Raw genomic sequence first — 20,007 nt, 5'->3', positions numbered from 1 at the left:
GACAGCGGACAGTGAACGCCTCGTCAGCGCACGCCGGCCGCGACCAGGTGGTCGACCGGCCGGCACAGGCCGCACGGGCTGAAGCCCAGCTCGACCGCCTCCGCCACCGGCAACGCCTCGGTCTCCCGGCCGCTCAGGTGCCCGCAGCCGGCCAGGTGGTACCGCGGCCGGCCGTCCACGACCACGACCTCGGCGTCCATCCGGGCTACCCGGACCGCGTCGGCGGGCCGGACCCTCTGCGGCAGCGGCTCGTCATCGGGATCGTCCGGGTCCGGTTCGGCGAACTCGCCGGCTCCGGCTTCCGCCGCTCCGGCCACGGCAACGCCCTCCGCCCGCAGCGGACGGGCGCCCGGCACCGACGGCTCGCCCTCGGCGAGGTCGCCGGCATCGGAGGCACGCCCCCACGGCTCGTCTTCGCGGGCCGCGCCGGCGTCACCGCCCGCACCCTGCCAGGACTCCTCGCGAGCCGCCCGGCCATCACCGCCCGCGCGCTGCCACGAATCCGCGGAATCCGGCGCGGTCTCGGCGGGTGCCCGGCGCCAGGAGTCGTCCTCCGCGGCGCGGGCTCCGCCGATCATCGATGCCGCCTGGTCGTAGTCGCCGGCGTCGGCGGGATCCGCGGCGCGGCGGCCGGTGGTGCGGTCCGCGTCCGTGCCCGAGTACGGGGCGCGGTCCGCACCGGTGGCGGCGCCGCCCGGTGGCGGTGGGGCGGCCGGCTCGGTGTCCGGCTCGACCCGCTGGGTCACGTCGGGGCCCGGACCGCCCGCCGCCCGGGACGGGCCGCTGAGGCCCGCCTCGGTGTCGCGCTGACCCGCGGCATACGCGGCGGCGCGGTCCGGTTCGCTGTCGGAGGGAAACGTGGGTGTGGACCGCGAGATTGACGCCGCGGCGTCCGGCGGTGATGGCGACGCGGTGTCGCCGGGCTGGATCCGGCCGGTGCGGTCGATGGAGTCACCGTCCGCCGGTCCACCGTCGGCCGTGGTGCCGGAGGCGGGGGTTTCCGACGACGCACCGGCGAAGGCCTCGCGGATGATGCGGTCGGGATCCGGCTCGTCGTCCGGGAACGATCGGGAGGTGCGGTCCGCGGAAGCCGCGCCCCGGCGGCCGGCGCCGGCACGGGCCGGGGCTTCGGTGTACGCCGGGTCGGTGGCGGGGCGGGTGTCGTCGGTGAGGAGGGGTTCACCGACGGAGCGTCGGCTCGCGCCGGCCTGGCGCGCGCCGACCACCAGGGCCACCGCGGCCAGCAGGCTGGCGACGATGGAGCTGATCAGCAGGGTGCTCGAGCCGCCGGCCAGGCCGAGGACGAGCAGCGTCACGGCGACGAGGATGAGCAGCAGACTAACGACAATCATGGCTCATCCCCGCCGCGTGGACACGTCCGAGAGGGGTGACGCGAGGGCTCAGCGGCCCGTCTCGATCGAGGTGGCGCGGCTGCCGCCGTACGAGCCGGCGAGGCCGGCCGCGGCGAGGCCGCCGGAACCGCCGACCGCGCGGTTGGCGTCGGCGCGGGTCATCTCGGCCTCCAGGCCCTGACCGCGGCCGTCGAGGTCGCGCAGCTGGCTCTCGAGGTACGCCTTCAGTCGCGTGCGGTACTCCCGCTCGAACTGCTTGAGCTCCTCGATGTGCTTCTGCAGCGCGGTCCGCTTGGCGTCCAGGCCGCCCATGGCCTCCTGGTGCCGCTGGCGCGCGTCCCGCTCGAGGGCGTCCGCCTTGGCGCGGGCCTCGCGGGTGACCTCCTCCGCCTTGGACCGGGCGTCGGAGAGAAGCTTGTCGGCCTCGCGGCGCGCGTCGGACACGTGGTCGTCGGCGGTGCGCTGGGCCATCATCAGGACGCGCAGCGCCTGCTGCTCGCCGTCGCCGCTGCCGGACGCGGACGCGCCGCCGCCGACCGGGCCCTGGGCGCGGACCTGCTCGAGCTCGGCCTGCATCTGCCGGGCCGCCTGCTCCGCGGCGGTCTTGTCCCGCTGGACGCGGTCAAGCTGCGCCTTCATGTCGTTGAGCTCGGCCGCGAGGCGGGGGTCGGCGCTCGGGCCGGCCGGTGCGCCACCCCGTCCGCCGCGCTCCACCTGGGCACGCAGCTCGTTGTTCTCCTCGATCAGACGGGCGAGTTCACGCTCGACCTCGTCCAGGAAGGCGTCGACCTCCTCCTCGTCATACCCCCGCTTGCCGATCGGGGGCTTCTTGAAGGCGACGTTGTGCACGTCGGCCGGGGTCAGCGGCATCGAAACTCCTCGGGTCAGTTGCGGCCGCGTGGGGCGCAGCCGATCAGGACGCTCGCGGTCAGGCGAACGCGATGATCAGACGCGCTAACACGAAGTTCAAAAGCACGAACAGGATAACCAGCAGGACCAGGGACGCCAGGTCCAAGCTCACGGTACCAATTCGAAGCGGTGGGATCACACGCCTCAACGCCTTGAGGGGTGGATCAGTGACGCTCCACACGGATTCCAGTGCCGCCGACGCGCCGCGTCCCGGCTGCCACCGGCGCCCGTACTGCAGCACCGCACCCAGCACGAACCGGGCCAGCAGGGTAAGGAAGAACACGTAGACCAACAGATAGATGATCTGAAACACGATCGACAGCACGTCCGGCGCGTCCCTCGTTAGGGGTCAACTCTGGGTGAAGAAGCCGCCCTCAGCGATCTTGGCCTTGTCCTCCGCGGTGACCTGGACATTGGCCGGCGAGAGCAGGAAAACCCGGTTGGTCACGCGCTCGATCGTACCGCGAAGGCCGAAAGCCAGCCCGGCGGCGAAGTCCACGAGCCGGCGGGCGTCACCCTCGTCCATCTCGGTGAGGTTGATGATCACCGGTACGCCGTCGCGGAAGTGCTCGCCGATGGTGCGGGCCTCACGGTACGTGGTCGGGTGCAGCGTCGTGATCTGGTAGCGCTGCTCCTCCTCGACCGCGCGCTGGTGCACCTGCGTCTGCGGCGCGAGCGCCAGATTGTCGCGGGTGGAGTACGACAGCGGGGCGGCCGGCTCGGCCACCGGCGCCGGCGGACGAGTGATCGAGCGCACACTGCCACGCTCGGCCCGCTCGTGCTCCTCGCGGTCGAGGGCCGCGGCGGCCCGCTCCAGCCGGCCGCTGCCCCGCTCGGATACGCGCGCCCGCGGCAGCGACGGTGCCTCGTCGACGTCGTCCTCGTCGTCGGCGTACTCGTCGGCGTAGCGGTATCCGGAGTCACGGTCCCGGTCCCGGTCGCGCTCCCGCTCGCGGTAGCCGCTGTCGCGGTAGCCACGCTCGTCGTACTGGTCGTCCTCCTCGACCAGGCCCAGCCACACGCCGGCCTTGCGTAGCGCGCTCATGCGATCACCAGACCCTGCTCGGCGCCGAACCGCTCGTCCATGCCCCCACCTCCGTCCGTGTGCGACCCGCGTCCCCTGGCGTGCCGCTTCCCCCCTTGCACGGATTCCGTGATCTTCAAACCTTCGGACCCCGGCGCCCGCTAACGACGCTGCGTCGTCGGGCGCGGCGGCATCTGAGCACGTCGCGCGTAAACAACACGTATGTAGTTTGCTGCCCGCCGCAAGGCTACCGCAGCGTGTTTCGCATCCCGAGCAAAGAAGTGCCGATCCGTACGTGTGTCGCTCCGTGCTGGACGGCCTGCTCGAGATCGCCGCTCATGCCCGCCGACAGCACCGTCGCGTCCGGATGGTCCGCCCGCAGCCGCGCCGCGGTGCCTGCCAGCACCTCGAAGGCCCGGCCGGGCTCCCAGCCACGCGGCGCCACGGCCATCAGCCCGCGCAGCCGCAGCGACTCGGAGGACGCGACCGCGTCGGCGATGCGCCGAAGATCGCGATCCGGATCGGACGCGCCGGCGAGGTCGCCGGGCGCAGGGCGGCCGGCGACCCGGCCTGCCGGCGACCCGCCGGCCGCCGGATCGATCGCCCCGCCGCGGGCCGGGTCGCCGTCGATGCTGACCTGGATCAACACGTCGAGCGGCGCGTCGCGCAGTCTGCCGGCCGCAGCGTCCAGAGCGGACGCCAGCCGCAGCGAGTCGACGGACTCCACCAGGTCGGCGTAGCGCACCACCGACCTGGCCTTGTTGCGTTGCAGCTGCCCGACGAAGTGCCACCGGACCACGACCCCGGCCGAAGCCACCTGGGCCGCCTTCGCCGCGGCCTCCTGATCCTTGTTCTCCCCGACGTCGGTGACGCCGAGCCCGGCCAGCAGCACGACGTCCTCGGCCGGGTACGTCTTGGTGACCGCGACCAGGGCCACACTGCCCTCGTCGCGTCCTGCCGCCGAGCAGGCGCGGGCGATCCGCTCGCGCACCCCGGCGAGCGAGGCGGCCAGCTGGTCGCGCCGCGCCTGGTCGGTCAAGGGCCTCAGGAGCCGTTCTTGAGGAAGTCCGGCACGTCGACGTCGTCGAAGAGCACCCGGCGCGGCGGCGGGGTGGTCGTGGCGGGCGGGGTCGCCGCGGGGCTCACCGGCGCGGGCACGCTGGGCGTGACCGCGGGCGGCGCCGTCGGCTGCTGTACCACCTTGCGGGCCGGCTCCGACGGCTTGTACGAGGGCGTACCCCCGTCGAAGCCGGCGGCGATCACGGTGACCCGGACCTCGTCGCCCAGCGCATCGTCGATGACCGCGCCGAAGATGATGTTCGCGTCGGGGTGCGCCGCGTCGGTGACCAGCTGCGCCGCGTCGTTGATCTCGAACAGGCCCAGGTCCGAGCCGCCGGCGATGGAGAGCAGTACGCCGCGGGCGCCGTCCATGCTCTGCTCGAGCAGCGGGCTGGAGATCGCCTTCTCGGCCGCCTCCACCGCGCGGTTGTCGCCGCGGGCGCTGCCGATGCCCATGAGCGCGCTGCCGGCGCCGCTCATGACGCTCTTGACGTCGGCGAAGTCCAGGTTGATCAGACCCGGGGTGGTGATCAGGTCGGTGATGCCCTGCACACCGGAGAGCAGGACCTGGTCGGCCTGGCGGAACGCGTCCATCATGCTGATGCCGCGGTCGCCGAGCGCGAGCAGCCGGTCGTTCGGGATCACGATGAGCGTGTCGCACTGGTTGCGCAGCTCGTCGATGCCGGACTCGGCCTGCACCTGGCGGCGCTTGCCCTCGAACGAGAACGGGCGCGTGACGACGCCGATGGTCAGCGCGCCCAGCTTGCGGGCGATGTTCGCGACCACGGGCGCGCCGCCCGTACCGGTGCCGCCGCCCTCGCCGCAGGTCACGAAGACCATGTCGGCGCCCTTGAGCACCTCCTCGATCTCGTCGCGGTGGTCCTCGGCGGCGTTCTTGCCGACCTCGGGCTGCGCACCGGCGCCGAGCCCGCGGGTCAGTTCGCGGCCGACGTCGAGCTTGACGTCGGCGTCGGACATCAGCAGCGCCTGGGCATCGGTGTTGATCGCGATGAACTCGACTCCCTTGAGCCCTACCTCGATCATGCGGTTCACGGCGTTCACGCCGCCGCCACCGATGCCGACGACCTTGATGACCGCCAGATAGTTGTGCGGAGGTGTCATCGGGCTCAGCCTTCCCTTCCAGGGTTGGCGGACGTCGAGGCCCCAGCGGTCCGGCCAGAGAACCGCCATCGACGTCCGCTCCGTACAAGGGAGGGCGAGGAGAACCCTCACCCTCTACTAGAGGCTTAGAGCTATGTCAACTACTGAACCTCTCGGGGCAACGTAAGCGGACGTGTCGCCCGATCCAAGGACCAACGCGGCGTGTCGGCGTCCGCTGATGAGGCGACTATCCGACTCAGCCGTAACCTCGAACCTAATAAGCCGTTTGGCGTGTCTTGTCCGTTTAGCGGCCGGTCAGCGGATCGTCACGACGGTCGGCGCGCTCACGTCGATCGTGTCGCCCTTGCGCGCCAGCAGGGCGGTCGCCACCTGAGCCTTCTTCTCGCTCTCGGTGTCGTCACCCCAGATGATCGTCCTGCTCCTGCGCAGCCCCAGGCTGACCTGAGCCGGCGCCGGCACCGAGATGGACAGCAGCTGCTCGCGGAGTTCGGCGGTGAGCGAGGAGAGCACCACGAGCGCCGACCGGGTGTTGATGTCCTCCGGCCCGGGCGCGGCGAGCTTGGCCACCGGCAGCCCGGACGGCCGGTCCGGGACCGTACGGAAGGCGACGCCCTCCGCGTCGATGAGCGAGAACTCCTTGCCCACCGGTACGGCGGCGACGGGCCGGCGCTCGACGACCTGCACCTCGACGGTGCCCGGCCAGCTGCGCGACACAACCGCCCGCTCGACGGCCGGCAGGGCCTGCACCCGGTCGCGGATCGCGTCCAGGTCGACCCGGGCGAGCGGCTCGCTCATGCGCACGGCCGCGGCCTGCTCCACCTGCGCCGGCGTCAGGGTGTCGGTGCCGACCACCCGGACCCCGCGCACGCCGAGCACGGAGGTGCCGTACACCGTCCAGACCAGCGCGCCCACGACGAGCAGGACGCCGAGGCCGACCGCCCAGGGCAGCGCCGCCTGCAACCGGCGCTGCCGGGCACGGGCCATGAACCGCCGCACCGACGGCGGCACGGCGTCCGTGTCCGCGCGCACCAGCCGCCAGTTGCGCCCGCCCCCGTCGGTCATCTCCGGCTCAGCTCTCCGCCAGGGCGGCCAGCAGTTCGTCGCCCATGAGCGAGATCGGCGGGGCGCCCATGGTCACCACCACGTCGCCGGGTCGGCTGCGGCGCACGACCTCGGCGGGCACGTCCTCCCACGACGGCACGAAGACCTTGCGGTCGGCGGGCAGGTCGATGGCGGCGGTCAGCGCGACGCCGCCCTCCCCAGGGCCGCGGGTCTCGCCGGGGCCGAAGACCTCCATGACGATCACCTCGTCGGCGATGGCCAGCCCCTCGGCGAGCTCGGCCTGCAGGTCCCGGGTGCGGTAGACCCGGTACGGCTGGAACACCACGACCAGCCGCCCGTCACCGGCGACCTCCCGCAGCGTGCGCAGAGCGGCCTTGACCGAGGTGGGGTGGTACGCGTACTCGTCGTAGACCCGGACCCCGGCCACCGTGCCCTTGCGCTCGAACCGCCGCCGCACGCCCGGGAACGAACCCAGCGCCTCGGTGATCTTGTCCAAGGGCAGCCCCAGCCGCAGCGCGGTCAGCACGGCGGCGGCGCTGTTCAGCCCCATGTGCCGCCCGGGCAGCGCGAGCGCGATCTCGCCCAGCGGCTTGCCGTCGAGGGTGGCCTGGTAGCGCACGCCCTGCACGGAGGAGACCACGTCGCTCAGCCGGAGGTCGGCGGCCTCGCTCTCGCCGTACGTGTAAACGGTCTTGCCCTTGGCGCGCAGCGCCGCGATGAGGTCCTGCACGCCCTCGTCGTCGACGCAGGTGACCACGAACCCGTCCGGGTCGGCGAGCTCGGCGAACTCCAGGAAGCCCGCCTTCAGCCCCTCGAGGTCGCCCCAGTTGTTGAGGTGGTCGCCCTCGATGTTGGTGACGATCGCGACGTGCGGGCGGTAGACCAGGAACGACTTGTCGCTCTCGTCAGCCTCGGCCACGAAGTAGGAGCCGGAGCCGTGATGGCCGTTGGAGCCGGCCGCCGAGATCTCGCCGCCGATGACGAAGGAGGGATCCTCCCCGGCATGCTGCAGGATCACGGTCATGATCGACGTGGTGGTGGTCTTGCCGTGGGTGCCGGCGACCGCGATCGTGCGGCGCCCGGTCATCGCCGCGGCCAGCGCCTCGGAGCGGTGCAGGACCCGCAGCCCGCGCCGGCGCGCCTCGACGATCTCCACGTGGTCCTGCGGGATCGCGGTGGAGTAGACGACCGTGTCGACGCCGTCGAGGTTGGACGGCTCGTGCGCCATGTGCACCGTGCCGCCCAGCGCACGGAGGGCGGCGAGGGCCGGCCATTCACGCAGCTCGCTGCCGGAGACCGGCACGCCGCGGGTCAGCAGCAGGCGGGCCAGGCCGCCCATGCCGACGCCGCCGATGCCGATGAGGTGGACCGTGCCCAGGTCCTCGGCGGTCAACCCGCCGGCCGGCTTCAGCTCCGCCGTGTTCACGCGGTCACTCCCCTACTCGCAGAAAGGTTCATCGGCGGCCGACCGCCTCGCACACGAAGTCCAGCAGTGCCTCGTCGCCGTCGCGGCGGCCGTACGCGCCCGCGGCCCGGCCCATCGTCGCGAGCCGCTGCGGGTCGCGGGCGAGCGGGATGACCGTACGTTCGATCCACTCCGCGGTCAGCTCGGCGTTGTCGACCAGCAGGCCGCCGCCGGACTCGACGACCGGCAGGGCGTTGCGCTTCTGCTCCTGGTTGCTGTGCGGGTACGGCACGTAGATGGCCGGCATGCCGATCGCGGTCGTCTCGGCGACCGTGATCGCCCCGCCGCGGCAGAGCATGAGGTCCGCGGCGGCATAGCCGAGCTGCATGTCCGACAGGTACGGCACCACGACGTACGGCGCCGGCAGGTCGCTGGGCACCTCGAACGGGTCGTTGCGCCCGCCCTGCACGTGCAGCACCTGGATGCCGGCGTGAGTGATCTTCTTGGCCGCCTCCGCCACGGCAAGGTTGATCGTGCGGGCGCCGGAGGAACCGCCGGAGACGAACAGCACCGGCAGGTCGGGGCGGAGCCCGAAGTGCTGCAGTGCCTGCGGGCGCAGGGCGGCGCGGTCCATCCGGGCGATCGCGGTCCGCAGCGGCACGCCCACCACCCGGGCGTCGCGCAGCGACTCGGCGGCCTTCGGCTGGCTCGGGAAGCCGACGGCGACGTTCTTGGTGAACTTCATGCCCATCCGGTTGGCCACGCCCGGGGGCACGTTCACCTCGTGGATCACGATGGGCAGCTCGCGCCGCCACGCCGCCAGGTACGCCGGCACCGACACGTACCCGCCGAAGCCCACCACGACGTCGGCCTGGACCTCGTCGATGATCTTCCCGGCGGCGTGCGCGGACTTGTACATCCGGTCCGGCGTGCGGAACAGGTCGAGGTTGATCGAGCGGGGGAGCTGGAACGCCGGGATCACCCGCAGGTCGTAGCCGGCCGGCGGGATGAGGTCGTTCTCCATCCCCTTCGGGCTGCCCAGCGTGGTGATGCGGACCTCGGGGAAGTGGCGGCGCAGCGCATCGGCGAAGGCCAGCAGCGGATAGATGTGGCCGCCGGTGCCTCCCCCGGCGAGCACGACAGAACGGAGTACTGCCAACACCATCTCCTCACCCATCCGACCACCCCGCCCACCACCCTTGAGCACGACTAAAGGCGATCCTTCGCGGGTGCCCGGTTACCAGGGCGCGACGGACCCGGCCGCCGCTGCGGGGGGAGCGGCGGCAGCGGGGCCCACACTAGTCGCACCCACCGAGCGGGCGGACGGGCGTGCAGGGCTCGCGCCGCGTCGGGCTCCGCGCGGGCGAACGAGGCGAGGATGCCGACGCCGGCCATCGTCACGACGAGCGCGCTGCCACCTGCCGAGATGAGCGGCAACGGCACGCCGGTCAGGGGCAGCAGGCCGATGACACCGCCCATGTTGATGACCGCCTGGGCCACCAGCCAGGTGGTGATGCCGGTCGCGGCCAGGCGCCGGAACGGGTCGTCGACGCGCCGGGCGATGCGGAAGCCCGTGTACGCCAGCACCCCGAACAGCACAGCGATCACCATGCAGCCGACGACGCCCAGCTCCTCGGCGACGACCGCATAGATGAAGTCGTTGTCGGCGGCCGGCAGCCAGTTCCACTTCAGGGCGCCCTTGCCGAGGCCCACGCCGAACCAGCCGCCCTCGTAGATCGCCGAGCGGGCCTGCAGGATCTGGTAACAGAGGTCGGCGGCGCAGTCCTTGGGCGGGCTCAGCCACGTGGTGATGCGCAGCAGCCGGTAGTTCGGCTCGCCCTCGGTGCCCGAGCCGGCGCCGCGGGAGGCCGCCGCGATGAGCAGGCCGATGCCCGACAGGCCCAGGACGCCGAGGGCGGCGAAGACCCGGGTGCGCACCCCGGCGGCCCACAGCAGGCCGACGATCAGCGCCAGGACCACCAGCATGGTGCCGAGGTCGTTGTAGCCGACGAGGACGAAGAGCAGGCCGACGACCGGGAACATGGGCATGGACAGCTCGCGCCAGTAGCCGAGGTCGGCACCCTTGCGCGCGATGAGGTCCGCCCCCCAGAGCACCACTCCGATCTTGACGAGCTCGGAGGGCTGCAGGCCGATCGGGCCGATGTAGAGCCAGAGCAGGTTGGCGCGCAGCGGGCCGAGCGACACGCTGCCGTCGGCCGCGATGTGCAGGACGCCGATGGCGCCCAGGGCCTGGATCAGGTCGAGGACGCCCAGGAGCACGACGGCCCCGGTCAGGATGTAGACGCCGAAGAACCGCAGGGTGGTCGCGGGCAGACGCTGGCACACCCAGAAGCCGACCAGGCCGAGCACCGCGAAGACCAGCTGGTTGCGCACGGCGGCGAACGCGCTGCCGTCCTCCGCGTACGCCTTCACGCTGGTCGCGGAGAACACCATGGTCAGGCCGATGAGCAGCAGCAGACCCGAGCTGGCGATCAGCAGGTAGTACGAGGACAGCGGCCGCGCCAGCATGCCGTGCACCGCGGGCAGCAGCTGCTGGCTCAGCGTCTTCGGGCGTACCGGTGGCGGCGCGGGTTGCACGGTCGCCGCCGGCGACACGGTGACCGTGGTCCGGGCCTCAGGCTTGTCCTCCCCCATGCCCACCATCATGGTGGGGCGACACGCCGCCCCCGGGTTCCGCCCGTGGCGTGTCGCGGGAGATCTATCCCATGACGCGCAGGAAGTCGCTGTAGAAGAGGCCGAGGCCGATCGCCACGCAGATGCCCGCGACGATCCAGAAGCGGACCACGATGTTGACCTCGCTCCAGCCCGCCAGCTCGAAGTGGTGCTGCAGCGGCGACATGCGGAAGACGCGCTTGCCGGTGGTCTTGAACGAGATGATCTGGATCACGACCGACATCGTGATGATGACGAACAGGCCGCCGATGATGATCGACAGCAGCGTCGTCCGGGTCGCGATCGCCAGGCCGCCGATCAGGCCGCCGAGGCCGAGCGCGCCGGTGTCACCCATGAAGATCCGGGCGGGCGACGTGTTCCACCACAGGAAGCCGACACAGGCGCCGGCCGCCGCCGCCGCGATCAACGCGACCTCCAGGGGGTCCCGCGCCTCGTAGCAATACCGGCCCGTGTACGCCAGGTCGCCGCACCAGTGGCGGTACTGCCAGAAGCCGATCAGCGCGTACGCCCCCAGCACCAGGATCGAGGCGCCGGTGGCCAGGCCGTCCAGGCCGTCGGTGAGGTTCACGCCGTTCGACATCGACATGATGACGAAGACGAAGACGATGACCGAGCCGACCTTGCCGACGTCGAGGAAGCTGATGTCGCGGATGAACGAGATGTGCTCGCTGGCCACGGTCTGCCCGTTGGTGCTGGGCACGTACAGGGCCGCGACACCCAGCCCGCCGCCGACCAGCAGCTGCCCGAGCAGCTTGCCCTTGGCGCTCAGGCCGCCGGAGTGCCGCTTGCGCACCTTGAGGAAGTCGTCGAGGAAGCCCACCGCGCCGCAGAAGACGAACAGCCCGAGCAGGACCAGCGCCGTCATCGTGGGCTGGACCTGGGCGATCTGCCCCGGGGGCAGCGTCGTCAGCGCGACGTGACCGGCCACGTACGCCAGCACCGTCGCGACGATGAACGCGACACCGCCCATGGTGGGCGTGCCCTTCTTGCCCTGGTGCGTGGCGGGGCCGACCGCGCGGATCGGCTGACCGGCCTTCAGCGCGGTGAACACGCGGATGGCGACCGGGGTGCCGAACAGCGAGATGATGAACGCGACCGCGGCCGCGACGATGACTGCCCTCACGGGCTTACCTCCTCGGCGGCCGCATCCGCGCGCAGCGCATCGGCCACCTCCCACGTGCGGTAGCGCGACCCCTTGACCAGCACCACGTCGCCCGGGCGCAGATCCCCGGTCACCGCGGCGATGGCGGCCGCCTGGTCGGCGGCGGCGATCGGCTCACCCTTCCATTCCGGTACGGACGCAGCACCGTCCAGCACCGGCGCGGCCTGCGCGACCGCGACCAGCCGGTCGACGCCCAGCTCGGCGGCGAGGCGGCCGACGTCCTGATGCCCGGACGTCTCGTACTCGCCCAGCTCGGCCATGTAGCCCAGCACGGCGATCGTGCGCCGCCCCTCCCCCAGGGCCGCCAGGGCGCGCAGGGCGGCGGCGGTCGAGGACGGGTTGGCGTTGTACGAGTCGTCGATGACCGTCACGCCGTCGGGGCGGTCGAAGACGTCCATGCGGCGGCTGGAGACGATCCCCACGTCGCCCAGCGCGGCGGCGACGTCGGCGACAGGCATCCCGGCCTCGAGCGCGACGGCCGCGGCGGCGAGCGTGTTGCCGACCTGGTGGCGGCCGGTCACGGCGAGGCGCACGGGAGCACTTCCGGCCTGCGTCACCAGCGTGTAGGCCGCGCGTCCCCGCTCGTCCAGGACCACGTCGGCGGCCCGGACGCCGGCCTGCGCCGACTCGCCCACCAGCAGCACCCGGGCCTGCGTGCGGGAGGCCATCGCCGACACCAGCGCGTCGTCGGCGTTGAGCACGGCCAGCCCCTCGGGCGGCAGGCTCTCCACCAGCTCGCCCTTGGCCCGCGCGGTGCCCTCGACCGACCCGAACTCGCCGATGTGGGCGGCGCCCACGTTGAGCACCACGCCGATCCGTGGTCCGGCGATGCGGGCCAGGTATGCGATGTGCCCGATGCCGCGGGCGCCCATCTCCAGCACCAGGAACCGCGTCTCCGTGGTCGCCTTGAGCACCGTGTACGGAAATCCGAGCTCGTTGTTGAGCGACCCGGCGGGTGCGACCGTCGGGCCGAGCCGGGTGAGCAGCTGCCCGATGTAGTCCTTGGTGGTGGTCTTGCCGGACGAGCCGGTGAGCCCCACGACGGTCAGCTCCGGGAGCCGGCCGACCACCACGTGGGCGAGCTTCGCGAGCGCGTCGAGCGGGTCGGCGACCACGACGCCCGGCTGCCCGGTGTCCCGGGAGCCGAGCACCCCGGCGGCCCCTGCCTGGATCGCGGTGGCGGCGTAGTCGTGCCCGTCGACCTTCTCGCCCGCGAACGCGACGAACAGGCCGCCGGGCTGCAGGGCGCGGGAGTCGTACTCGACCGGGCCGGTGACGGTCGCGGCCGGGTCGGCGTTGACGAGACGCCCTCCGGTCACCGCGGCGATCTCGTCCAGCGTCATGCGGATCAAGCGGCACCGCCCGGGCGCGCGGCCAGCGCGGCGGCGAGCTCGATCCGGTCGTCGAACGGCAGCACCTCGCCGTTCACCTCCTGGCCTCGCTCGTGTCCCTTGCCGAGGACGGCCACGACGTCGCCGGGGCCGGCCAGCCGTACCGCCTCGTCGATGGCGGCCCGGCGGCCCGCCACCTCGATGATCTTCGCCGGCGCGCCGGCCTGCTCCGCGCCCTGGCGGACCGCGGCGCGCACGGCGGCGGGGTCCTCGGTGCGGGGGTTGTCGTCGGTCACCACGACGAGGTCGGCGCCGCGCGCGGCGGCCGCACCCATCAGCGGGCGTTTGCCCTTGTCGCGGTCGCCGCCGGCGCCGATGACGCAGAGCAGGTGGCCGCCGCGGGCGGTGGCCAGCTCGCGCAGCGCGGCGAGCGCGGCCACGATCGCGTCCGGCTTGTGCGCGTAGTCGACGACCCCGAACACGTCGCCCGGGGATTCGACCCGTTCCAGCCGGCCGGGCACGCCCGGGCAGGCGGCGATGCCCTCGGCGGCGACCTGCGGGTCGACGCCGGCCGCGACCAGCGAGGCGAGGGCGAGCAGCGCGTTGGCGACGTTGTGCCGCCCGGGCAGCGCCACCCCGGCGCGGACGTCGCCGCCGGGGCCGTGCGCGGTGAAGCGCTGCCCGAACGCGTCGCCGCTGATGCCGGACGCCGACCAGGTGGCGGCCGTGTCCCCGGCCGCGGAGTAGCTGATGGTGGCCGGCTTGAACAGCGGCTTCAGCGCCTCGTCGTCGGCGTTGAGCACCTCGAAGCGGCAGCGGCCGTCGAACAGCTTCGCCTTGGCCGCGAAGTAGTCGTCGGCGTCGGCGTGGAAGTCGAGGTGGTCGAGCCCGAAGTTGGTGTAACCGCCGACGGTGAACCGGACGCCGCCGACGCGGCCCATGGCCAGCGCGTGGCTGGACACCTCCATCACGACCGCGGTCACCCCGCGCTCGACCGCGGCGGCGAGGATCGCGTGCAGATCGGTGGCCTCGGGCGTCGTACGCACGCTGCTGACCACCAGGTCACCCAGGCGGGTCTCCACCGTGCCGATCAGCCCGGTGGTCAGCCCCGCCGCCCGCAACCCCGACTCGACCAGGTACGCCGTGCTGGTCTTGCCGGCGGTCCCGGTCAGGCCGATCACGGTGAGCTGCGCGGTCGGGTCGCCGTACACGGACGAGGAGACCACGCCGAGCACCGCACGCGGGTCGGGCACCACCAGCACCGGCAGCCCGGCGGCGGACGCGGCGTCCCGCCCGGCCGGATCGGTCAGCACGGCGACGGCGCCCGCCCCGGCGGCGGCAGCGACGAACTCGGCGCCGTGCCGGCGGGCGCCGGGCAGGGCGGCGTAGAGATCACCGGGACGCACCTCGCCGCTGGCGTGGGTCACTCCGGTGACCTCGGCGTGGGTCAAGCCGGTGATCTCGGCATCGACCAGCGCCGCGAGGTCGGTCAGCCGCGACCGCCGGACGGTCTGGGGACGGGGAATGCCGGACACGGCGTCAGACCCTACCCGGTGTCGCGGACCCGGCTGCGCACGCCATCCGCGTGGCTCAGTCCTTCCACAAGAAGGTCGGCGGCTTGGTACCGGACGGTGGCACGCGGTAGTGCAGCAGCGCGGAGCTCATCATCTTGCTGAACGCGGGCGCGGCCACGTCGCCGCCGGTGCCGTTCGGGACGTCCGCGAAGACGCCGATGACGAAGCGCGGCTTCTCGGCCGGCGCCATGCCGATGAACGAGCCGGCGTTGTGGCTGGTGTACTGCCCGTCGACCAGCATCTTGCCGGTGCCCGTCTTGCCGGACACCCGGTAGCCGTCGACCTTCGCCTTGGTGCCGGTGGCGCCCTTGGCGTCGACGACCGCCTCCATCATCTCGCGCAGGTCCCGCGCCACCCGGACGTCGAGCACGCGGTGCGTCTCCGGTGGTGCGGAAGCCGTCACGGCGCCGTCCCGGCCGGAGATCGTCGCCTTGATCAGGTGCGGCTGGACGTACACGCCGTCGTTGGCGATCGCTCCGTAACCGGCCACCATCTGCAGCAGGGTGGCGTCGACGCTGTGGCCGATCGGCACCGAGCCCCACGCGGAACCGCTCCAGTCGTCGGGGCTCAGCAGCCGGCCGGACGCCTCACCGGGCATGCCCTCGTTGGTGGGGCGGCCGAGGCCGAACTTCTGCTGGTACTCGTACAGCTTCTCCTTGCCGAGCTTCTGCGCGATGCGGATCGTGCCGACGTTCGACGAGTACGCCAGGACCTGCGGAATCGTGAGCTTCGTGCCGTTCGGGAAGGAGTGGTGGTCGACGAAGGGCACTCCGCCGAGCCGCAGCGCCCGGCCGACGACGACCTCCGAGTCCTTGCTGATGGCCCCCTCCTGCAGAGCCGCCCCGATGGTGAACGCCTTGTGGGTCGATCCGGGGTCCGAGATCACGCTGGAGGGCGCGTCCTCACGCTCGGTCGGCGTGAAGTCGAACGGCTTCTGCGCGTTGTAGGTCGGGTAGCTCGCCTGCGCCAGCACCTCCCCGGTCTGCACGTCGAGGACGACGGCACCGGCGACGGTGGCGTCCACCTTCTTCATCTGCTGGGTGAGGTAGCGCTGCACCTCGAACTGCAGGTCGCGGTCGATGGTGAGCTGCACCGAGGAACCCGGGGCGGCCGGCGTCTCGCGGTGGTAGCCGCCGGGGATCTCCTTGGCCAGGTCGCCGCGGCCGATCTCGTACACCTTCTCGCCGTTGGTGCCGCGCAGCAGCTCGTCGTAGCGGGCCTCGATGCCCTCCAGCCCGGTGTGGTCCTCGCCGGTGAAGCCGATCAGGTTCGCGGCCAGGTCGGCGCCGGGCACGTCCCGCCGCTCGTCGCGCCGGGACCCGATGCCGGCCAGGTTCAGCTTCTTGATCTTGTCCGCGACCGCGATGTCGACGCCGCGGGCGAGGAACTCGAAGCGGGACTCGCCGCCGCCGGGACGCTTCTTCTTCGCCATCAGCTGGATCAGCTTGGACTGCGGCACCCCGAGCAGCGGGGAGAGCTGGGCGGCCGTCTTCGCCGGGTCCTTGACCAGCTCGGGGTCGGCGTAGACGTACCGGGCCTCGACGCTGTGCGCCAGCACGGCCCCGGAGCGGTCCAGGATGCTGCCCCGGGACGCGGGCAGCACGACGTCGGCCAGCCGGTTCTTCTGCTGCTCCATCAGGCTCTGCGTCGCGGCCGGCGACTCCATCACCTGCAGCACGACCAGCCGTACGCCGATCATCACGAACAGCGAGAGGGCCAGGACCGTGCCCAGCCGCAGCCGCCTGGTGCTGTTGGCCAGCTTCGGCGGCTCGGCCGGAACCACCGGCGTCGGCCGGCGGCTCCCAGGACGCGGCGGTGCGGCGCCGGGCCGTGCACCCGCCGTCCGTCGTGGACCGGGTGGTGCGGCGACACGGCGGTCACGTCCGGGCCGGCCCGCTTCGGTACGCCCGGCGCCGACGCGGCGAGGATCGGCGGTCGACCGGGTACGCCCGGCCCCCGCGGTCGCGCGTGTCGGCTCTCCGCGCCCGGCCTGGCCGCGGCCGCGCTCCTGGGCCGTCCGGGCAGTTCGCGGCTGCCGGTCCCGGTTTCCCTGATCGCGGTCGGTGCGGTCCCGTCGGGGGCGGCTCCTGGATTCCTCGACGCGGTCGCCCGCGGCACCCCGGCGCTGCGGCGGCGGCTCGTCGTCGGCGTCGCGGCGGCGTTCCCGCGCCGGCCGCCCACCGTCGAGAACCTGCAGCGGCGGCCGGAGCGGGTCGACGTTCCGGCCGGCCCGCGGCGACCGCGTCCGCTGGTCGCCCTCGCGCACGGTACGCCCGCGCGGCGTGTACGCCCGCGCGGCACCGATGCCCCCGAGGCCGCGGTCGCGCTCGTCACCCGCGCTTGTCTGGTCCTGCGAAGAAGCGCCGCGCCGGGGCTGCTGGCCCCGGCGCGGCGTCTCGTCCGAACGCGGCGTCACCGCGCTACTGCCCGGCGACGGGAGACGTGCCCTGACCCGGCACGCGCGCCGGGGTGGCCGCACCCGGTCCGGCGGCGGCGTCCCCGGTCACGTCCTGCGTCGTCGCATCCTGCGTCGACGCGGCCGTGTCGGTCTTCGCCCGCTCCACCGCCCGAGCCGTCGCCTCCGGATCCTGGGCGGTGACGGCCGGCTCGCCGCGGCCCGGCTTCGGCACCCCGATGATCTTGCCGTCGGGCAGCCGGATGTACGCCGGCGAGTCCGCCTTGACCAGGCCCTGGCGGCGCGCGGCCGCGTCCAGGCTGCCCGGCATGTTGTTGGCGGCGATCTCGTTCTCCAGCGCCTGCTGGCGCGCGTCCAGGTCGGCCTGCTGCTGCTGCAGCGTGTCGAGCTCGAACGAGTTCTCCGCCGTCTTGGTGTTGATGAGCAGGATGCCCAGCACCCCGGCCACCACGACGGCCACCACCAGCGCGATGAACGGCGCCCGCGGTGCGTTGATCGGCGCGGGCGGCGCGACCCGCAGGCGCGGCGTCGCGACGGCGTCCCGCTGCTGTTCAGCGTTGAGCTTCAGCGCGGTGGTGCCCTGGATCGGGAACTGGCGCGCCCCCCGCGCCGTCCCCTTCGTGCCGGCCGGCGTGCGCCGGCCCTTCTCCGCCCGATCCGCGGTCCGGCCCCCCGACCGCGGCGCGGTGGTCATGCGCTCGCTCAATGCCCCTCCCCCTCCTGGTGTTCCCCCGGGCGTCGCCGCCCTCGTCCCCCGTGCGTGGACATCCGGGGCCGTTCGCGGGCGGCCCCTCGTCCCTGGTCCTGCTCGTCGATCCGTTCCGCCGCGCGCAGCTTCACCGAAGCCGCACGCGGGTTCTCCGCCACCTCCGCCGCCGTCGGCGGCTCCGACCCCCGGGTCAGCAACCGCAGGGTCGGACCGGTTCCGGGCAGTTCGACCGGCAGATCGATCGGCCCGGTGCTCCGCGCTCTCGCGGCCAGAGCGCGCTTGACGATCCTGTCTTCCAATGACTGATACGACATGACGACGAGGCGCCCTTTCGGGGCCAAGAAGTCCAAAGCGGCCGGAACCGCGGCCTCGAGGGCGGCGAGTTCCGCGTTTACCTCAATACGTAGCGCCTGAAACGTTCTTTTAGCGGGATTTCCACCCGTTCGCCGCGCGGCGGCCGGGATGGCGTCCCGGACCAGCTCCGCGAGCCTGGCGGAGGACACGATCCGCGCCTTCGCCCGCTCCCGCACGATCGCCGAGACGATGCGCTGCGCGAACTTCTCCTCGCCGTACACCCGCAGGATGCGGACCAGCTCGCCCGGCTCGTAGCCGTTGACGACCTCCTCGGCGGTGATCCCCCGCGACTGGTCCATCCGCATGTCGAGCGGCGCGTCCTTGGCGTACGCGAAGCCCCGGTCCGCCTCGTCGAGCTGCAACGAGGACACTCCCAGGTCGAACAGCCCACTGTGGAACGCGGTGAAGCCGAGCTCGGCGAGGACCGCCGGGAGTTCGTCGTACACCGCGTGGACCAGGTGGACGCGGTCGCCGAAGCGCTGGAGCCGGTGCCGGGAGTGCGCGAGTGCCTCCGGATCCCGGTCGAGTCCGACCAGGACCACATCGGAGTGCCGCTCCAGCACCGCCTCGGCGTGCCCGCCCAGGCCGAGCGTGAAGTCGACGTGCACCGCACCGCGACGGTCGAGCGCGGGGGCGAGCAGCTCGAGGCAGCGCTCGAGCAGCACCGGCACGTGCGTGCCGCGAAGCTCCCCCATGTCGACCCCCATCGCCCTGCTCTCTCTCGCGCGCCGTCCGGCCGCTTGTTCGCGATCGGCGTCCGGTCGTCTTCCGTACCGCCAGATCCCCATCCGCTCGTGCCCGTTGCCATCGGGCGCGCCCCACCGGACACACGCCTGGCGCCGGGGAAGAGGCGCCAGGAGCGGGAGCGGCTGGAGATCTCGCAGTACGGCGGCAGCGACGTCCGGACCGCCGCGGCGGCCGGCAGGTAGCCACGCCTACAGTCCGCCGGGCAGCACCCCCTCCTCGATGTCGGCGAAGTCGTCCTCGCTCGCCGAGAGGTACTGCTCCCAGGACTGCTTGTCCCAGATCTCCACCCGCGTGCTCGCGCCGATCACCACGAGTTCACGGTCGAGTGCCGCATACTCCCGCAAGTGGCCCGGGATGGTGACCCGGCCCTGCTTGTCGGGGATCTCGTCGTGCGCGCTGGCGAAGAACACCCGGCTGTAGGCCCGGGCGGCCTTGTTGGTGACCGGCTGGTCACGCAGCTGCCCCGCGATCCGCTGGAACTCCGGCATCGGGAACACGTACAGGCAACGCTCCTGCCCCTTGGTGATCACGACACCTCCCGCCAGCTCGTCCCGGAACTTCGCCGGGAGGATCAGCCGGCCCTTGTCGTCCAGGCGTGGGGTATGAGTGCCGAGGAACATCGGCCAACCCCCCTGCCCAGTTAGCTCCGCTCTGGTTCCTCAGCGCGGTCCGCCGGTTCGCTCGGGCCGGCAGGTCCGATCCGGCCCTGCCACTGCGCTCCACTCTACTCCACTTCCCTCCACCCGCAACCGGAATCGGCCCGTCCATGAACCGTTTTCGCGGATGAATGCGCACGTCAGACGCGGTGGGGTCGGAGTGGAGGGCGGACCGGCCCCATCCAAGGTCCACTTTCCGACATGCCGCCCAGGCGGGCACGAAACTCCGCCGAAAAAGGGCATACCCGAGTGCTCGGGTATGCCCCGGGGAGGGAAGTGGAGGAAAAAGTGGAGGACATGACAGTGGGGGGGGGGGCCCCCCCCCCCCCCCCCCCCCAGAAAAGGATGTTGGAGTTGAGGGGCAAAGGGCCCGCGGCGGGGTGACAAAAAAACCCCCCCGACCGAGTTTGTGGCGGAGGAATAAATGTTAT

General features: G+C 72.6%; 16 protein-coding genes and 1 pseudogene. All 17 read right to left on the bottom strand.

The window, feature by feature from the left end:
- Positions 1 to 23: 23 nt before the first annotated feature.
- Positions 24 to 1,352 (bottom strand): hypothetical protein, encoded by a 1,329-nt coding sequence (locus ACIBO8_RS07680; protein WP_396114767.1) that lies wholly within the window; start codon positions 1,350 to 1,352, stop codon positions 24 to 26.
- Between the two features lie 48 nt (positions 1,353 to 1,400).
- Positions 1,401 to 2,222, bottom strand: coding sequence for a DivIVA domain-containing protein (locus ACIBO8_RS07675; protein ID WP_396114311.1), 822 nt, complete (start codon positions 2,220 to 2,222; stop codon positions 1,401 to 1,403).
- A gap of 58 nt (positions 2,223 to 2,280) precedes the next feature.
- Positions 2,281 to 2,586, bottom strand: a complete 306-nt coding sequence (locus tag ACIBO8_RS07670) for a YggT family protein (RefSeq protein ID WP_366156027.1) — start codon at positions 2,584 to 2,586, stop codon at positions 2,281 to 2,283.
- Positions 2,587 to 2,610: 24 nt separating this feature from the next.
- Positions 2,611 to 3,306 carry a cell division protein SepF gene (locus ACIBO8_RS07665; protein ID WP_396114310.1) on the bottom strand — a complete coding sequence of 232 codons (696 nt, stop codon included), beginning with the start codon at positions 3,304 to 3,306 and terminating at the stop codon, positions 2,611 to 2,613.
- Between the two features lie 226 nt (positions 3,307 to 3,532).
- Positions 3,533 to 4,324, bottom strand: a complete 792-nt coding sequence (locus ACIBO8_RS07660) for a YggS family pyridoxal phosphate enzyme (RefSeq protein WP_396114309.1) — start codon at positions 4,322 to 4,324, stop codon at positions 3,533 to 3,535.
- A gap of 5 nt (positions 4,325 to 4,329) precedes the next feature.
- Complete coding sequence (ftsZ, locus tag ACIBO8_RS07655) at positions 4,330 to 5,466, bottom strand: cell division protein FtsZ (protein WP_396114308.1); 1,137 nt, start codon at positions 5,464 to 5,466, stop codon at positions 4,330 to 4,332.
- Between the two features lie 294 nt (positions 5,467 to 5,760).
- Positions 5,761 to 6,528 carry a cell division protein FtsQ/DivIB gene (locus ACIBO8_RS07650; RefSeq protein ID WP_396114307.1) on the bottom strand — a complete coding sequence of 256 codons (768 nt, stop codon included), beginning with the start codon at positions 6,526 to 6,528 and terminating at the stop codon, positions 5,761 to 5,763.
- A 7-nt stretch (positions 6,529 to 6,535) separates the two neighbouring features.
- The gene (gene murC, locus ACIBO8_RS07645) at positions 6,536 to 7,954 is read right to left on the bottom strand and encodes a UDP-N-acetylmuramate--L-alanine ligase (RefSeq protein ID WP_396114306.1); all 1,419 of its coding nucleotides are present in this window, start codon (positions 7,952 to 7,954) and stop codon (positions 6,536 to 6,538) included.
- 28 nt (positions 7,955 to 7,982) lie between these two features.
- Positions 7,983 to 9,092 (bottom strand): undecaprenyldiphospho-muramoylpentapeptide beta-N-acetylglucosaminyltransferase, encoded by a 1,110-nt coding sequence (gene murG / locus ACIBO8_RS07640; RefSeq protein WP_396114305.1) that lies wholly within the window; start codon positions 9,090 to 9,092, stop codon positions 7,983 to 7,985.
- 50 nt (positions 9,093 to 9,142) lie between these two features.
- Positions 9,143 to 10,462, bottom strand: coding sequence for an FtsW/RodA/SpoVE family cell cycle protein (locus ACIBO8_RS07635; protein ID WP_396114747.1), 1,320 nt, complete (start codon positions 10,460 to 10,462; stop codon positions 9,143 to 9,145).
- 190 nt (positions 10,463 to 10,652) lie between these two features.
- Positions 10,653 to 11,750: a phospho-N-acetylmuramoyl-pentapeptide-transferase gene (gene mraY / locus ACIBO8_RS07630; RefSeq protein ID WP_396114304.1), complete on the bottom strand. Its 1,098-nt coding sequence runs from the start codon at positions 11,748 to 11,750 to the stop codon at positions 10,653 to 10,655.
- Complete coding sequence (gene murF / locus ACIBO8_RS07625; RefSeq protein WP_396114303.1) at positions 11,747 to 13,141, bottom strand: UDP-N-acetylmuramoyl-tripeptide--D-alanyl-D-alanine ligase; 1,395 nt, start codon at positions 13,139 to 13,141, stop codon at positions 11,747 to 11,749. Before murF ends, mraY begins: the two co-directional genes overlap by 4 nt.
- On the bottom strand, positions 13,138 to 14,655 hold the full coding sequence (locus ACIBO8_RS07620) for a UDP-N-acetylmuramoyl-L-alanyl-D-glutamate--2,6-diaminopimelate ligase (protein ID WP_396114302.1): 1,518 nt from the start codon (positions 14,653 to 14,655) through the stop codon (positions 13,138 to 13,140). The genes murF and ACIBO8_RS07620 overlap by 4 nt, the downstream gene beginning before the upstream one ends.
- Positions 14,656 to 14,710: 55 nt before the next feature.
- Positions 14,711 to 16,891 carry a penicillin-binding transpeptidase domain-containing protein gene (locus ACIBO8_RS07615; protein WP_396114746.1) on the bottom strand — a complete coding sequence of 727 codons (2,181 nt, stop codon included), beginning with the start codon at positions 16,889 to 16,891 and terminating at the stop codon, positions 14,711 to 14,713.
- Between the two features lie 409 nt (positions 16,892 to 17,300).
- A pseudogene (locus ACIBO8_RS07610) lies at positions 17,301 to 17,804 on the bottom strand (hypothetical protein); the annotation flags it as partial.
- A gap of 8 nt (positions 17,805 to 17,812) precedes the next feature.
- On the bottom strand, positions 17,813 to 18,961 hold the full coding sequence (gene rsmH / locus ACIBO8_RS07605; protein ID WP_396114301.1) for a 16S rRNA (cytosine(1402)-N(4))-methyltransferase RsmH: 1,149 nt from the start codon (positions 18,959 to 18,961) through the stop codon (positions 17,813 to 17,815).
- A gap of 147 nt (positions 18,962 to 19,108) precedes the next feature.
- Positions 19,109 to 19,540: a division/cell wall cluster transcriptional repressor MraZ gene (gene mraZ / locus ACIBO8_RS07600; RefSeq protein WP_041833368.1), complete on the bottom strand. Its 432-nt coding sequence runs from the start codon at positions 19,538 to 19,540 to the stop codon at positions 19,109 to 19,111.
- Between the last annotated feature and the right edge of the window lie 467 nt (positions 19,541 to 20,007).

The sequence above is a fragment of the Actinoplanes sp. NPDC049681 genome (assembly GCF_044465265.1).
In the GTDB taxonomy this organism is placed as follows: Bacteria; Actinomycetota; Actinomycetes; order Mycobacteriales; family Micromonosporaceae; genus Actinoplanes.
This window is presented reverse-complemented; position numbering and strand designations above follow the sequence as displayed.